14 protein-coding genes are annotated in these 14,536 nt (G+C 48.1%); 12 read left to right on the forward strand and 2 right to left on the reverse strand.

What is annotated here, in order from left to right:
* Positions 1 to 21 precede the first annotated feature (21 nt).
* From H8698_RS11420 to H8698_RS11455, 8 genes are all read left to right on the forward strand, one after another.
* Positions 22 to 741, forward strand: coding sequence for an alpha/beta hydrolase (locus tag H8698_RS11420; protein WP_249313611.1), 720 nt, complete (start codon positions 22 to 24; stop codon positions 739 to 741).
* A gap of 110 nt (positions 742 to 851) precedes the next feature.
* Positions 852 to 1,316: a cell wall hydrolase gene (locus H8698_RS11425; protein ID WP_177679866.1), complete on the forward strand. Its 465-nt coding sequence runs from the start codon at positions 852 to 854 to the stop codon at positions 1,314 to 1,316.
* Between the two features lie 14 nt (positions 1,317 to 1,330).
* Positions 1,331 to 2,695, forward strand: a complete 1,365-nt coding sequence (gene ypeB / locus H8698_RS11430) for a germination protein YpeB (protein ID WP_249313613.1) — start codon at positions 1,331 to 1,333, stop codon at positions 2,693 to 2,695.
* 536 nt (positions 2,696 to 3,231) lie between these two features.
* The gene (locus tag H8698_RS11435) at positions 3,232 to 4,062 is read left to right on the forward strand and encodes a histidinol-phosphatase HisJ family protein (RefSeq protein ID WP_249313615.1); all 831 of its coding nucleotides are present in this window, start codon (positions 3,232 to 3,234) and stop codon (positions 4,060 to 4,062) included.
* A 16-nt stretch (positions 4,063 to 4,078) separates the two neighbouring features.
* Positions 4,079 to 5,200 carry an IS1096 element passenger TnpR family protein gene (locus H8698_RS11440; protein WP_249313617.1) on the forward strand — a complete coding sequence of 374 codons (1,122 nt, stop codon included), beginning with the start codon at positions 4,079 to 4,081 and terminating at the stop codon, positions 5,198 to 5,200.
* Entirely contained in the window at positions 5,193 to 7,025 is a 1,833-nt protein-coding gene (gene lepA / locus H8698_RS11445) for a translation elongation factor 4 (RefSeq protein ID WP_283245462.1), read from the forward strand. Before H8698_RS11440 ends, lepA begins: the two co-directional genes overlap by 8 nt.
* A gap of 15 nt (positions 7,026 to 7,040) precedes the next feature.
* Complete coding sequence (gene hemW, locus H8698_RS11450; protein ID WP_249313619.1) at positions 7,041 to 8,144, forward strand: radical SAM family heme chaperone HemW; 1,104 nt, start codon at positions 7,041 to 7,043, stop codon at positions 8,142 to 8,144.
* A 6-nt stretch (positions 8,145 to 8,150) separates the two neighbouring features.
* Complete coding sequence (locus H8698_RS11455) at positions 8,151 to 9,731, forward strand: NAD(P)/FAD-dependent oxidoreductase (RefSeq protein WP_249313621.1); 1,581 nt, start codon at positions 8,151 to 8,153, stop codon at positions 9,729 to 9,731.
* A gap of 42 nt (positions 9,732 to 9,773) precedes the next feature.
* Here H8698_RS11455 and rbr read toward each other — a convergent pair whose 3' ends face one another.
* Together rbr and H8698_RS11465 are read right to left on the reverse strand one after the other, a co-directional pair.
* Positions 9,774 to 10,307, reverse strand: coding sequence for a rubrerythrin (rbr, locus tag H8698_RS11460; RefSeq protein WP_177679871.1), 534 nt, complete (start codon positions 10,305 to 10,307; stop codon positions 9,774 to 9,776).
* A 154-nt stretch (positions 10,308 to 10,461) separates the two neighbouring features.
* A complete protein-coding gene (locus tag H8698_RS11465) occupies positions 10,462 to 10,827 on the reverse strand; it encodes a response regulator transcription factor (RefSeq protein ID WP_249313623.1) in 366 nt (121 codons plus the stop codon).
* Positions 10,828 to 10,949: 122 nt separating this feature from the next.
* Here H8698_RS11465 and H8698_RS11470 point away from each other — a divergent pair, with 122 nt between their 5' ends.
* From H8698_RS11470 to H8698_RS11485, 4 genes are all read left to right on the forward strand, one after another.
* On the forward strand, positions 10,950 to 11,207 hold the full coding sequence (locus H8698_RS11470; protein WP_177678247.1) for a helix-turn-helix domain-containing protein: 258 nt from the start codon (positions 10,950 to 10,952) through the stop codon (positions 11,205 to 11,207).
* 159 nt (positions 11,208 to 11,366) lie between these two features.
* The gene (locus H8698_RS11475; protein ID WP_249313625.1) at positions 11,367 to 12,137 is read left to right on the forward strand and encodes a sugar phosphate isomerase/epimerase family protein; all 771 of its coding nucleotides are present in this window, start codon (positions 11,367 to 11,369) and stop codon (positions 12,135 to 12,137) included.
* Positions 12,138 to 12,235: 98 nt separating this feature from the next.
* The gene (locus tag H8698_RS11480; protein WP_249313626.1) at positions 12,236 to 12,541 is read left to right on the forward strand and encodes a helix-turn-helix transcriptional regulator; all 306 of its coding nucleotides are present in this window, start codon (positions 12,236 to 12,238) and stop codon (positions 12,539 to 12,541) included.
* Between the two features lie 106 nt (positions 12,542 to 12,647).
* On the forward strand, positions 12,648 to 14,519 hold the full coding sequence (locus H8698_RS11485) for a hypothetical protein (protein ID WP_249313627.1): 1,872 nt from the start codon (positions 12,648 to 12,650) through the stop codon (positions 14,517 to 14,519).
* Positions 14,520 to 14,536 lie beyond the last annotated feature (17 nt).

A 14,536-nucleotide genomic window follows, 5' to 3' on the forward strand; every position in this document is an offset into this window, starting at 1 on the left:
AACCCTGGAAGGAGCAACAAAATGGCACACATTGAAATGACTTACCGGTCGGAACAGCTTGCCTGCGACACAGACATCAACCTGCATCTGCCGGAGGGAATTCAAAAAGGGGAGCGGCTCCCCGTTTTATATCTTTTGCACGGCTTGGGAAGCGGGAGCCGCTCGTGGGACAAATATACCGCCATTGGACGGTATGTGAGAAACAAGAAAATTATTGTGGTGATGCCCTACGCTGGAAAAAGCTTTTATATGAACGAAAAGTATGGGTTAAATTATTATGACTATATTGCAAAGGAACTGCCGGACATGATTGAAGCCACATTTCCCGCGTCAGACCGCCGGTTTATTGCCGGGGCCTCCATGGGCGGCTATGGCGCGTTTCGAATTGCGTTTAAAAACCCCGGCCGGTATGAGTGGGCCGCGTCTTTTTCCGGGGCGCTTGATATGAAGCCCCTTTTAAAGCTGGACGAAAAGCGGTATGAGCTTATTGCCGGAAGCGAATTTGTGCCGGAGGAGCAGGATCTTTTCACCATGGCGGAACTGGCAGACCAAAGCCCTGTGAAGCCCAAGTTTTATCAGTGGTGCGGCACGGAGGACTATTTATATAAAGGAAACGTTAAATTTAAAAACTTTATGGAAACGCTTTCGTTTGACTATACCTATGCCGAGTCTCCCGGCGACCACAGCTGGGTTTACTGGGACCGGGAAATTGAAAAAACACTGAAGTTATTTGGGTTTTAAACCCCATCCCCCGCTTTCGTTGGAAGGCGGGGGATTTTTTTCTAAACCGTGCATATATTTTCTGAATTTACAGAAAATAACTGTAACCAAAAAAGGAAAGGAACGGTTTTATGAAAAAATATATTTTGGCGGCAGTTTCGTTCATACTTATTTTCACCATGCAGGTTGCTTTTGTGACCATTGGCAAGCAGGAGCAGGTAATGGCGGCGGGAAACTATAAAAATGAGCTTCAGCTTTTGGCAAGATGTGTAAACGGCGAGGCACGGGGCGAGCCCTATGCAGGCCAGGTGGCTGTTGCGGCTGTTATTCTAAACAGGGTGAAGCACCCGTCTTTTCCCAACACCATCTCCGGTGTGATTTATCAAAAAGGGGCGTTCACCGCAACGGTGGACGGGCAGATTAACGTGCCCATCAGCGAGGGGTCTTCGGTTTACAAGGCCTGCCGCGACGCCATGAACGGCTGGGACCCCACAGGCGGCGCAATTTATTATTATAACCCGAAAAAGACCACAAACAAGTGGATTTATTCCCGTGAGGTCATTAAAATCATTGGCAGCCACAGATTTGCGAAATAGGAGGATGAAAACACATGTCAAAAAAGGCAAACAATCAATCAAAAGGTTTTTATGCCGTGCTGACCATAGCCCTTGTATCTTTGGCGGTGGTGGCTTTGGGCGGCGTTTATTACTATAAACAGGCCGACGGCCTGCGGGAAGAGCTGCACAACACCTATATGCGGTCGTTCCACGACATGGCAGACTATTTAAACGACATTGACGTGGAGCTAAAAAAAACCATGCTGGCAAGGGATGCGGGCCAGATGTCCACCCTGTCCGCCCAGCTTTATATGCAGGCGGAGGCGGCAAAGGCCTGCCTTGCGCAAATGCCGGTGGAGAACGCTTCCTTTGACAACACATCGAAATTTTTGTCCCATGTGGGGGACTATTCGTCCTACCTGTCCCGGAAAGTGATTGGGAACGGTGAGGTGACGGAGGAGGAATATCAAAACCTGGCGAGCCTTTCGGCCTATGCCGAGGCGGTGAACGAAGAATTTTCCAAAATGGAAAGCGCCGTTTACGACAACACCATGCGGGTGGAGTCTTTAAAGATACGGAATCCCTTTGTGGTGCACGCGGACGGAGACAGCTTTCAAGACGGCATGACGCTGATTGAGTCGATGCCCCAGGAATATCCCTCTTTAATTTACGACGGCCCGTTTTCCGAGCATTTGCAGACCACAGAGCCGGAACTGTTAAAAGGAAAGCAACAAATTTCCAGGTTTACCGCGGAAAGTGTTGTCAAGCTGTTTTTGGGCGAGGAGCGCGCATCAAAGGTGGCATATGAAAGCGACGGCAGCGGACAGATAGAAACCTACATGTTTTCCGGCAATTCAGACAATGGCTCTATCAGCGTTGAGGTGACAAAGGAGGGCGGCATGGTGCTTTGGATGCTGGACTCCAGGGAAGTGAAAGAGGAACGGCTCAGCGTGGAACAGGCCATGTCGGCGGGAGAGCTGTTTTTGTCTCAGCGGGGCTACCCGAACATGAAAAGCAGCTATTACGACGTGGCGGACAATGTGGCCACTGTGAACTATGCTTATTTTCAAGACGGCACTACCATGTATCCCGATCTGATTAAGGTGAAGATTGCATTAGACAACGGGGAAATTGTGGGGTTTGAGTCCTTAGGCTACATTATGTGCCACAGGGACCGGGAATTTCCCCAGACCATTATCAGCGAGCAGGAGGCCCGGGAAAAGGCAGGCACACACCTATCTGTAGACACGGTTTCAAAAGCCTATATTCCCCTTGACAGCAAGCGTGAAGTGTTCTGCTATGAGCTTAAAGGCACTTTGGGAAAAAATAATTTCTTAATTTATATCAATGCGGAAACCGGCCGGGAGGAAAAAATTCTGATGCTGCTGGAGTCGGACAAAGGTATTTTAACCATTTAAAAAATTTACAAAATTTTCTTGATATAAAAAAGCCTTAGCAGCACAAACTATGATTGTAACGAAGCGGTGATATGATAAAATCGGACGTTTAAAGCATTGGCCGTTTTAAACGAGATGATGAAAATACCATATCAGAAAGCGTTCGTTACTGATATAAATCGTGATGCGTTGTGCGAAGGAAATTGAGCAAACATTCAGACGGTGAAACGTAAATGTTACAAAAACAGCTTTTTTAGTTTGAAATGATTGATTTTGTTTTGATGAATGGAAAAGTGGTTTTGCCGAATGAGGTACTGTAAGTTCCGTAGAAGAAGTAGTTTTATTTGAAGTGAAACATGTGAGTGTATTGGTTTGAAGAAGCGAAAGAAGTAACACAAAAAAACGTATCACGGCGAGGGAGCTGCCCATGTGCAAACTGTTGACTGTTTGCGTAGGGCAGCTCTTGTGTTTTTGTGCAATTATGTGCCTGCCTGGACTTGATTTAAGCGGTATAGTTGTGTTATACTGATTATAATGTTAAAAAGGAGTGAACTGTTTTGGAAATTTATGACTGTCATCTGCATACCACCTATTCTAAGGACGGGAAATCCACCCTGGATGAAATGTGCGGCCGGGCGCTTGCCCTTGGAATGCACGCAATTACAGTGACAGACCATAACGAGCCGGACACGCCCGGCTTTCCCGCTTATGAACATATACGGCAATCTGTGGCGGCGGCAAAACGAAAGAACGAAGAACTTGGCGGAAGGCTTCAGGTTTATGCAGGCGTGGAGCTGGCAGACCAGTTTATCGGCGGGCAGGATCCGGCGCCCTATTATGAAATGGATTTGGATTGTATTTTGGGTTCTATTCACTCCACAAAAATGTATTCTGCCTTTTTCCCCGACCATACATTTGGTTCCGATTTGCTGCAGTCGGCACAAAAGGCCGACATGGACTTTTTAAAAAAATTTGTTGAAGCTTATTATTCAGAACTTAGAAAAACAGCGGAGAAAGCAGACGTTGATGTGATCGCACATTTAACGTTTCCTCTGCGCTACATTAACGGCCGGGCAAACCGCGGGCTTGACATTGCAGAATTTTATCCGCTGATTGACCAGGTGCTTGCGGCTGTTGTAAAAACCGGAAAAGCCTTAGAGGTGAACACCTCCGGCATGGCCACGGATTGGAAGCACTTTATGCCGGATGAAGATATTTTAAAACGGTATTATGCTTTGGGCGGCAGATTTGTCACCACCGGCAGCGACGCCCACAGGGCGGAAAATTTAGGCGTGGGAATTCCCGAGGCCATTCACATGCTTCAAAAAATCGGGTTTACCCACGGCTCTTACTTTGTGAAACGAAAACGTTTTGAATATCAATTTTGAAACGGAGGGAAAAACAATGGCTCTTTCTTATACGTTCAGCGTGTCCTTTAAAACAGGCTGTTACCGCCACATAAAAATTTCAGCGGAGGCAGCTTTGGCGGTGTTTCACGAGGCCATAGTTGAGGCTTTTGGCCTGGCCGACGGCCACATGCATGTGTTTTTTATGAATAACTGTGCCTGGGACAATACCTGCGGCTACTACTGCACCGGCTTTTTAGAAAGCAAAAATCCCGCCACAGACGAGGTGCGGTTGTGCGATTTTAAGCTGGAGAAAGGCGCCCAGTTCGTTTATATTTACGATTTTGGGAACGAGCAGCGGTTTTCTGTGAAGCTCCTTAAAAGTTCAGAGGAGGAAACAAAGAAACCGATTTTAGTGCGCAGCAAGGGTGAGTTCTTTTTCAGCGACCTTTTGGTGAAGGGCGAGGACGACGAGCCGGAAAAAAAGCTGCCCATTCACGGAAACGACAGGGCAGCGCTGGTGCACCTGTATGCAAGCGCCGCGGTGAACCTTTATGGGTTTGTTTCCCTCTCTACTTTTTGCAAAATTTTTAACAGCCAGAATGAAGAACAGTTAGACGTAAAAGAGGCCGGGGAGCTGCTTTCGGCAGGTTCCGGCGGGGAGTATGTGCTCTATGGCGAGCACCTTGTGTTTCCGGCGGGGAACGAGGTGCCTGCGCTGTTAGAAATTTTAGGGCACGAAACAGAGGGCAAGCCCCGGTTTGTGCCTGCCAGCCGGGAGTCGTTTTTAAAATATCTGGATGTTTATTATATGGACGAGCCCGAAATCCCGGAGAAAATTAAGGCATTTTTCAGGCCGCTTTTAAAAAGCGAATCGCAGGTTTTCACCATTTGCAGCGAGTTTTTGCAAATGCTGCGGCTGGATTATCCCATACAGGCGTTTTTAGGGCTTTTGCCCCAATACGGCATTTCGCCGGAAGCCGTGGGCCAGAATTTTACCAATTTGGTGATTGAGGCCAAAAACAGCAGCAGAATTTGGAAGAACAAGGGCTTTACGCCGCCGGAAATGGCGCGGCTTATGGGAACTGCCAAAAGAATTTTGAAAAAAGTGGGCCGAAACGACCCGTGCCCCTGCGGAAGCGGAAAAAAGTATAAAAAATGCTGCGGAAGAAATGAATGAAATTGGAATGGAGCAAATGATGGACAGACAGAAAAATATCAGAAATTTTTCAATTATTGCACATATCGACCACGGTAAATCCACCCTGGCGGACAGGCTGCTGGAAAAAACCGGCACCATGACCGAACGGGAAATGGAAAACCAGATTTTAGATAACATGGACTTAGAGCGCGAGCGGGGCATTACCATTAAGGCCCGGGCGGTGCGGCTGTTATACAAAGCGTCTGACGGAGAGGATTATGTTTTAAACCTCATCGACACCCCGGGGCACGTGGATTTTAACTATGAGGTTTCCCGCAGCTTAGCCGCCTGCGAGGGGGCGGTTTTGGTGGTGGACGCGTCCCAGGGCATTGAGGCGCAGACCTTAGCAAACACCTATTTAGCCATTGACCACGACTTGGAAATTATGCCCGTTATCAACAAAATTGACCTGCCGGCGGCGCAGCCGGAGCTGGTGGTTGAGGAAATTGAGAACGTAATTGGCATTCCCGCAGAGGACGCGCCTAAAATTTCCGCCAAAAACGGAATTGGCATTGAAAGCGTGCTGGAGCAGATTGTGAAAGTTATTCCCGCGCCCCACGGCGACCCGAACGCCCCCTTAAAAGCTTTGATTTTTGACAGCGTTTACGACGCATATAAAGGCGTTATTATCTATTTTCGCGTGTTCGACGGCGAGGTGAAGGCCGGCGACAGAATTCGGCTCATGTCCACCGGGGCGGAGTTTGACGTGGTGGAGGCCGGCTTTTTAAATCCTTCGGGCTTTTTAAACAGCGGCAAGGTTTCCGCCGGCGAGGTGGGATATTTAACGGCTTCGATAAAAAGCGTGTCCGACACGCGGGTGGGCGACACGGTGACAATTGCGGCAAGACCTGCAAAAGAGCCTCTGGCGGGCTACAAGCAGGTGAATCCCATGGTTTACTGCGGAATTTATCCGGCGGACGGCGCAAAATATGACGACTTAAAAGAAGCCCTGTCTAAGCTTCAGCTAAACGACGCGTCGCTGGCCTTTGAGCCGGAAACCTCCGCCGCGCTGGGCTTTGGTTTTCGGTGCGGATTTTTAGGGCTTTTACACATGGAAATTATTCAGGAGCGTTTAGAGCGGGAATATAATTTAGACCTGGTGACCACCGCGCCCAGCGTTATTTATAAGGTGCAAAAAACCAACGGCGAAATGGTGGACATTTCAAATCCCTCCAACCTGCCGGACGGAAGCGAAATTGAATATATGGAAGAGCCTATGGTGAACGCAGACATCATGTGCCCCACGGAATTTATCGGGAACATTATGGAGCTGTGCCAGGAGCGGCGGGGTATTTATAAAAACACAACGTATATCGATTCCACCCGAGCCCAGCTTCACTATGAGCTGCCTTTAAACGAAATTATTTACGACTTTTTCGATACCTTAAAATCCCGCACAAAGGGATATGCCTCGTTTGACTACGAGCTTTCCGGCTATCAGCAGTCGGATTTGGTAAAGCTGGACATTTTGCTCAACGGCGAAATGGTAGACGCGCTGTCGTTCATTGTCCACTCCACAAAGGCCTACGGACGGGGACGGAAAATTGCGGAAAAACTGAAGGCAAGCATTCCGCGCCAGCTGTTTGAAATTCCCATTCAGGCGGCCATCGGCACGAAAATTATTGCCCGAGAAACCGTGAAAGCCTTGCGCAAGGACGTTTTGGCCAAGTGCTACGGCGGCGATATTACCAGAAAGAAAAAGCTTTTGGAAAAACAGAAAGAGGGCAAAAAGCGCATGCGCCAGGTGGGTTCGGTGGAAGTGCCCCAGGAGGCGTTTATGTCTGTGCTGAAACTGGACGAATAAGAGGTGTTTTCTGCCATGCGCGGATTATATGTTCACATTCCCTTTTGCCTGAAAAAGTGCGGCTACTGCGACTTTGTTTCCTATAGCGGCGCCTTTGGCTTAGAGGACGATTATGTAAACGCCCTGCTTTCAGAATTTGCTAGCTTTCGCGGCGAAAAAGTTGACACGGTGTATTTCGGCGGCGGAACGCCCACGTCCCTGAAAACGGAAAACTTAACCAGGCTGTTAGACGGGGTTTTTTCCTCGTTTCATGTGGCGCAGGACGCGGAGGTCACCATTGAGTGCAACCCGAAAACCGCGGATTTTTCAAAATTCCGCGCGCTGCTTTCCCACGGCGCGAACCGGCTCAGCATTGGGGTGCAGACCTTTGACGAACAGTGCTTAAAGGCCATTGGCCGCGTACATGCGGCAGACGATGCGAAACGGTGCATTCAAGATGCGGCGCGGGCAGGTTTTTTAAACCTGAGCGCCGACCTGATGTTCGGCCTGCCGGGGCAAAGCGTTGCGTCGGCAGTGGAGAGCATTGAAATTGCCGCGGCCATGCCCGTTCGCCACATTTCCTGCTATGGGCTGATTTTGGAAGAGCACACCCCCCTATGGGAGCAGGTGCAGGCAGGAACGGTTTCGTTGCCGGAGGAGGACACGGAGTTTTTAATGTATTGTGAAATGAAAAACGCGCTCAATTCGCGGGGGTTTCACCAGTATGAAATTTCTAACTTTGCAAAAGACGGGTTTTCTTCCCGGCACAACTTAAAATATTGGAACTGCGAAGAATATATCGGCTGCGGAGCGGCGGCCCACTCCTATTTTGAGGGGGCGCGGTTCTGCCACGGGTCGAATCTTTTGGATTACATTCAAAATCCCGCCGCCCGTGAAGATGTGACGGTTCTGGACAAAGAGGAGCAGATGAGCGAATTTTTGATTTTAGGCCTGCGCAAAACGGCAGGCGTGTCGGAAACAGAATTTTTTGCGCGGTTCGGGGTTTCCATGAATGAGCGCTACAATAACGTAATTGAAAAATTCACAAAGGCCGGGCTTTTGGTGCGTGACGGCGGCGTCCTGCGGTTTTCCGAACAGGGCGTTTATGTTTCAAACACGGTTTTGTGTGAATTTGTGTGAGGTGCTATGTTTGTTAAAATAAGCAATTTAAAAATGCCCATAGACGCCCCCCTGCCTGAGGTTTTAGAGGCGGCGGAGGGGCTTTTGCATATTCAGAGAAGCGAGCTGCGATCGATGAAGCTTTTGCGCAGGTCTGTTGACGCACGCCACGGCAGCGTGCAGTTTGTTTATACCATTTTAGCGGAAACAACAGCCGAGATTTTGTGCGATGGAAAAAAGCTCATTTCAATAACGCCAACAGCAATGGAGGAGCCGGAGTGCGGCAAAAAGGCGCTTGCACACCGCCCGGTGATTGTGGGGTTTGGCCCCTGCGGCATGTTCTGCGCCCTGTGGCTGGCAAGGCGGGGCTACCGCCCGCTGGTGTTAGAGCGCGGCGCAGATGTAGACGCGCGCACCGCAGCGGTTAACGCGTTTTGGAAAACCGGAACATTAAACGAAACTACTAACGTGCAGTTTGGCGAGGGCGGCGCGGGGACGTTTTCCGACGGCAAGCTCACCACTCGCATTGGGGACGCTTCTTTAGAAGCTATTTTACAAGAGTTTGTGCGCCACGGCGCGCCGGAAGATATTTTATATAACGCCATGCCCCACATAGGAACAGACGTGCTGAAAAGTGCTGTAAAAAACATTCGGGAAGAAATTCTCTCTTTAGGCGGGGAAATTCAATTTCAAGCCGCTGTTAGCGACATTGTCTTGAAAAACGGGGAAATAACGTCCGTCCGCTTGGCTGGCAGCGGCGAAATTCCCTGCGGGCCGCTGGTAGCGGCCATTGGCCACAGCGCGAGAGACACTTATGAAATGTTGTTTTCCCACGGAATTGCAATGGTGCAAAAGCCCTTTTCCGTGGGATTTCGGGCGGAGCATCTGCGCGAGGACATTGACCGCGCCATGTATGGCAAGTTTGCCGGGCACCCATTGCTTGGCGCTGCACCCTATAAGCTTTCTTACCGAGAGGGAGACCGGGGCTGTTACAGCTTTTGCATGTGCCCCGGCGGAAGTGTGGTGAACGCCTCCTCCGAACAGGGGCGGCTGGTGACCAACGGTATGAGTGAGCGTGCGAGAGATAGAAAAAATTCCAATAGCGCCATTTGCGTGTCTGTTACCGGAGCGGATTTTGGTACAGACCACCCGCTTTCGGGGATTGCCTTTCAGCGCAAATTGGAAGAAGCGGCGTTTGTCGCAGGGGGAAAGAACTTCTGCGCCCCGGTGCAGCTTTTGGGCGATTATTTAAGCGGGCGCTGTTCTGCCCGGTTTAAACATGTTCGTCCCAGCTTTTTGCCCGGAACCCGGTTTTTTGATTTAAACCTGCTGCTTCCGAAGCAAATAAACGATTTTATGAAGGCCGGTATGCTGCGCTTTGAACGCAAAATCCGGGGCTTTACCAGCCCCGGCGCGGTGCTGACCGGAATAGAGACGCGAACCTCCTCCCCGGTGCGTATTTTGCGAAACGAAAATTTAGAAAGCGTGTCGGTCCGAGGGCTTTTCCCTGCGGGGGAAGGGGCGGGCTATGCCGGCGGTATTATGAGCGCCGCGGCAGATGGCGTTCGCATTGCCCATCAAATTATGAAAACCTATCAGCCGTTTTAAAAAAAACAGGCGGAAACGTTTCGTTTCCGCCTGTTTTTTGATTTAGGGAAGCTGGTGAAACACTTCAAAATAGGCCTTGGGGTGGGCACAAACCGGGCAAATTTCCGGCGCGGCCGGGCCTTTGTGAATATATCCGCAGTTCCTGCAAATCCAAATTGCGTTGCCGTCTTTGGTGAACACTTTGTTTTGCTCCACGTTTTCTAATGTGCGTTTGAAACGTTCCTCGTGCTCCTTTTCAATTTCGCCTACATGCTCAAACAGCCAGGCGATGTGGTCGAACCCCTCCTCCTTTGCAACCTGGGCAAACTCGGGGTACATCTGCGTCCATTCGCTGTTTTCCCCGGCGGCCGCAACGGCCAGGTTTTGTTTTACGTCTTGAATGCCGGACAGCTCTTTCAGCCAAATTTTCGCGTGGGCATATTCATTGTCCGCTGTGGTCTGAAAAATGCCTGCAATTTGTTCATATCCCTCTTTTTTTGCCGCGCCTGCAAACATGGCATATTTATTTCTTGCCTGAGATTCGCCGGCAAACGCAGTAATTAAATTTTGTTCTGTTTTTGAGCCTTTCAGTTCCATATTTATTCTGCCTTTCCGCCCGCTGATGTAAAATGGCATCGCTTCTTTAGCGGGCTTTTTTAAGAAGCGCTTTTTCTTCCCCTGCCGCGGGGCTTTCATCTACCATTATTGCCCAAAAAAATTTTTTTATACGGAAAACCTGTATAGAAAATTTTTAAAAAATCAATTTGTTTAGGCAGGCAAAAAAATCTGATTCCAAGACGGGCAGTTCCAAAAATGCGTCGGCACAGCCTTCCGCTATGCCCTGCACAAAATCCATCCAAACATGACGGCTGAGAACAACAAATTTTGTTTGCTTACTATGACGGTGCATTTGTCTTAATACAGACATTTTTTCTGCTATGGGCAGGGAAAAGCCGATGAAAACAAAGTCTGGCAGAAACAGGTGATATGCCGCAAGGCCCTCTAAAGGAGTGCAGGCATATTTTACTGCAAAACTGCATGCATTTGCACGATTTAAAAAAAGTTTTACGTTATCAAATAGCGTAATGTCTTCGTTAATGATTAATAACTTTTTCACAGATATCCCCTCAAAATATAAAATAAATTTACGTTTTGCTGATTATTAACACAATTATACAAAAGATATATGTTAAAGTCAAGAAAAATTCTGAACTTTAACATATAGTGAGTGTGATTTGTATGAAAATTTATGATTTTAATGGAAAAAAGAATATTTGTGGAAACCAAATTCGGTTGGCGAGGGTTAGAAGAAGAATGTCGCAGTCTGACCTGGCAGCAAAAATGCAGGTGGAAGGGGTAATTTTGGAACGGGACAGCATTTCGCGGATTGAAATTGGCACCCGGTTTGTTACCGATTATGAGCTATTAACCTTTGCAAAGGTGCTGAATACTGATATTGACTGGCTTCTTACAGACGGGGATGATGCGGATGCTTGAGACTGCCTTTTTATATTTTAACAGTTTTTAAAGTTCGAGAAAGTTTCTTGACAAGCGTTGTAATTCGTAATATAATATAATTAATTGTGTGACATTTGCAGATTATGACAGAAAAAAAGACAAAATGTGACGAATATTGCGCAGAATGGAGATTGTAAAATGGAAAAATTGGGCTTACAGCTATTCACCATCAGAGACTTTTTAAAAACCCCTGAAGACGTAAAAAACAGCTTTTCAAAACTCATAGAGCTGGGCTACACCGAAGGGCAGACCGCAACAAGCGACTGGTATGGCATGGGCGCGGAAAAGTTCCGCGACATCTGCCGGGAAACCGGGCTTTCCATTTGCGGAACACACTATAGTTTTGACCGCATTTATGACGCCACCGACGAGGTGATGAAAGAGCACGAAATTGTGGGTACCACTAACATTGGTATCGGCGGAATGCCGGGTTTATCTGAAATGACGCTGGAATCTGTGAAGGTGTTTGTTGAAAAGTTTAACGAAGTTGCACGAAAGATTCATAAGCACGGCTTTAAGCTTACATATCACAACCATCACTGGGAATTTGCCAAGCACAGCGGCGTGCGGATTATGGACTATTTGGCGGACAACTTGGACAAAGACGCAACCTCTTTTGTGTTGGATACGCACTGGGTGCAGGCCGGCGGCGGCGACGTAATTGACTGGATGAAAAAGCTTGCCGGCAGGATTGATATTCTGCATTTGAAAGATTATAAAATTGAAAACGGCGAACGGGCATTTGCCGAGATTTATGAGGGCAACATCAATTTCGACGGCGTTTTGAAAACGGCGGAAGAAATCGGCGTGAAGCATTATGTTGTTGAAGAAGACACCTGCCCCGGCGACCCGTTTGACAGCATTCGGATTTCGGCTGACAACTTAAAGGCAAGAGGGTATTTAAAATAGTGGAGTTAACGTTTTGCGGCTTCGTAAAATGTTGATGAATATAAAGGCTTCGGATGGTTTTTGTGCCGGCCGTCTGCGGCTTGTAGGATGTGATTCAGATGAATAGGGAATGCACATTGGGGAAAGATGAAAAGCAGAGGTTAATTCATTGTCTTGCAAAAAGCCTGAGGGGATTCAGAGCAACGTGCGGATGGTCGCAGGAGAAACTGGCTACGATTATCGGCGTAACAAGGCAGACGGTACTCGCGGTCGAAAATGGGAAAAGGGAAATGACCTGGACAATGTTTTTAGCGTTTTCACTGTTGTTTTTGGGCAACGAGAAAACAAGACAGAGCTTTATCGAGTCCGGCGCGTACACGGAAGAACTTGCATGCTTTTTAGGCATTAGCGAGCGTAGACGATAGGAACACAATTTAAAAGGGGGCACCCGCGTGTATTTGTCTTTTTTGGGGCGAATATGCGCGGGTGTCGTTCTAACTGCACTTTGCAGCTTTCGAGGTGATTTTTTTTATGAAAGAGCATGAAAAAGCGGATAAAGTGAATATGGAAGAAGAACCGGCCTTTGGAAACGCCAGTTTCGGCATTCCGGCCGACTGCACCCAAAAGCAGAAGATGAGCGGCATTAAGCTGGCCTGCTACATTGTGGTGGTTCTGCTGGTTTGCAGCGTGGTTTACGGAAGCTACCGGGCTGCCACCTCATACTTTTTGCCGGTGATGACGTTTGACAAGTCGGCCCAGCCAATTTTATATATTAAAAATTCCGAAGTGACGCTGAAAACAAAAGAGGACCGCAAGGGAAAAAGCGTGGTGAATTCTGAGCGGTTTGTAAGCTCTGACGCCCAGCGCTATGTGCAAATGTCTGCAGACGGAAGAACTGTTTTTTATGCGCAAGACAGCGCAGACAGCGCAGCTGGCTTCGATTTGTGTTACCGCAGAGTTTCGGCAATTGACGACGACAAAGACACACCGGAGGAGGCCGTGCGTATTGACGGCGGTGTGACTGATTTTAAAATTCATCCCGAGGGGCAGTTTGTGCTGTATTTAAAAGGGACGCGGCTGTATTTTTCCAATTTAACCAGCGCACACGTTGTGGCTTCGGACGTTTCCGATTTTTATTTGAGTAAAAACAATCAGCAGATTGTATATTATAAAGACGGCGGAAAAATGTATACCTGCGGAACGGCGAAGAAGGACATGCCTGTGTTGGTTGATACAGAGATTGACAAGGTGCTTTCGGAAAAGGATGAATATGCCAAAGTTTTTTATATCAAACAGGGCGCGCTCTTTTTGAAGGAAACGGACAAGGAAGCAGTTTGCCTGGCAGAGGACGTGAAAGATGGAATTTTGCTGGGGGACTATGTGTATTTTGTGAAAGAAGAAGTGCGGCCTAAGCGGTTTCAGGAGGTATTTTATGACGACAAGGCAGCCCGGGACGCAGGGACGGAAAAGCCGTTGAAATCAGATTTTATGACGCCGGACGAAACCGGGCAACCGGTTTTCGACGAAGCCGGGTATAACGCCGCGCTGAAACGGTTTGAGGAAAAAGAGTTCCGCGAATCCATCCGAAATTATTTTTTAATAAACCCTGTGATGGAACCGACAAATGTGCTATATACCATGAAACGCAGCGGTCCGAAAGAGGTGGACGCCGGACTGACGGAAGCGTCGCTGGCTTATAACAGCTGCAGGCAGGCCATTGTTTATAAAAAGGAAGCCAAAGGAAATGAAAAAATTAGGTTCAGCACGGTTGAAAGTGTTGACGATGCGCTTTTAAAAATTGCGGACAAGCAGGCGGAGCAAAAGGAAAACAGCCTCTATGTGCTGATGAAAGACAAGATGCCGTTTTTGGGAATAGACCGGTTTCCCGGCGGGCAGATTGAAATTTCTTTGGACGGAAAGTTTTTATATTGCATTGAAGACGTAGGCGATGACGGCCGCGGAACCCTTGTGCGCTATGCTATGAGTGCGAAAGAGCTGAAAAACAGAAAGGAACTGCGGGAGGGTGTGACGGATTTTGCGTTAGACGGCGCGGATTCTACCATTGTGATGGTGTTTGACGGGAACAAGCTGGGACTGAGCACGGGAGATACGTATACGCACCTTTCAGACAGCTCCTGCCATTCGTTTTTCTATGTGGACGGCACCCTCTATTTCTTTGACGACTATGATTTTGCATCCGAATCGGGCAGACTGAAAATGTTCCGTGACGGAAAGATTAAGCTTGTGGACACAAGCGTGCACGAATTTGACGCAAGAAACTTAAAAACCGTAGCCTATATTAAGCATTTTAATAAGGAATTTGGCTTTGGAGATTTATACCTGAAGAGCGGCAATAAAAGAGGGAGAAAACAGGATATTTGCGTCAGAAGTATTCTGCATTGACACAATTCGGAAAACTG

Origin of the sequence: Congzhengia minquanensis, from assembly GCF_014384785.1 — a bacterium.
GTDB classification, from domain to species: domain Bacteria; phylum Bacillota; class Clostridia; order UBA1381; family UBA9506; genus Congzhengia; species Congzhengia minquanensis.

Bases quoted from the DNA above. Each gene is read 5' to 3' on its own strand.
- H8698_RS11420 (WP_249313611.1), top strand. From the start codon at position 22: ATGGCACACATTGAAATGACTTACCGGTCGGAACAGCTTGCCTGCGAC.
- H8698_RS11425 (WP_177679866.1), top strand. From the start codon at position 852: ATGAAAAAATATATTTTGGCGGCAGTTTCGTTCATACTTATTTTCACC.
- ypeB (WP_249313613.1), top strand. From the start codon at position 1,331: ATGTCAAAAAAGGCAAACAATCAATCAAAAGGTTTTTATGCCGTGCTG.
- H8698_RS11440 (WP_249313617.1), top strand. From the start codon at position 4,079: ATGGCTCTTTCTTATACGTTCAGCGTGTCCTTTAAAACAGGCTGTTAC.
- lepA (WP_283245462.1), top strand. From the start codon at position 5,193: ATGAATGAAATTGGAATGGAGCAAATGATGGACAGACAGAAAAATATC.
- hemW (WP_249313619.1), top strand. From the start codon at position 7,041: ATGCGCGGATTATATGTTCACATTCCCTTTTGCCTGAAAAAGTGCGGC.
- H8698_RS11455 (WP_249313621.1), top strand. From the start codon at position 8,151: ATGTTTGTTAAAATAAGCAATTTAAAAATGCCCATAGACGCCCCCCTG.
- rbr (WP_177679871.1), bottom strand. From the start codon at position 10,307: ATGGAACTGAAAGGCTCAAAAACAGAACAAAATTTAATTACTGCGTTT.
- H8698_RS11470 (WP_177678247.1), top strand. From the start codon at position 10,950: ATGAAAATTTATGATTTTAATGGAAAAAAGAATATTTGTGGAAACCAA.
- H8698_RS11475 (WP_249313625.1), top strand. From the start codon at position 11,367: ATGGAAAAATTGGGCTTACAGCTATTCACCATCAGAGACTTTTTAAAA.
- H8698_RS11480 (WP_249313626.1), top strand. From the start codon at position 12,236: ATGAATAGGGAATGCACATTGGGGAAAGATGAAAAGCAGAGGTTAATT.
- H8698_RS11485 (WP_249313627.1), top strand. From the start codon at position 12,648: ATGAAAGAGCATGAAAAAGCGGATAAAGTGAATATGGAAGAAGAACCG.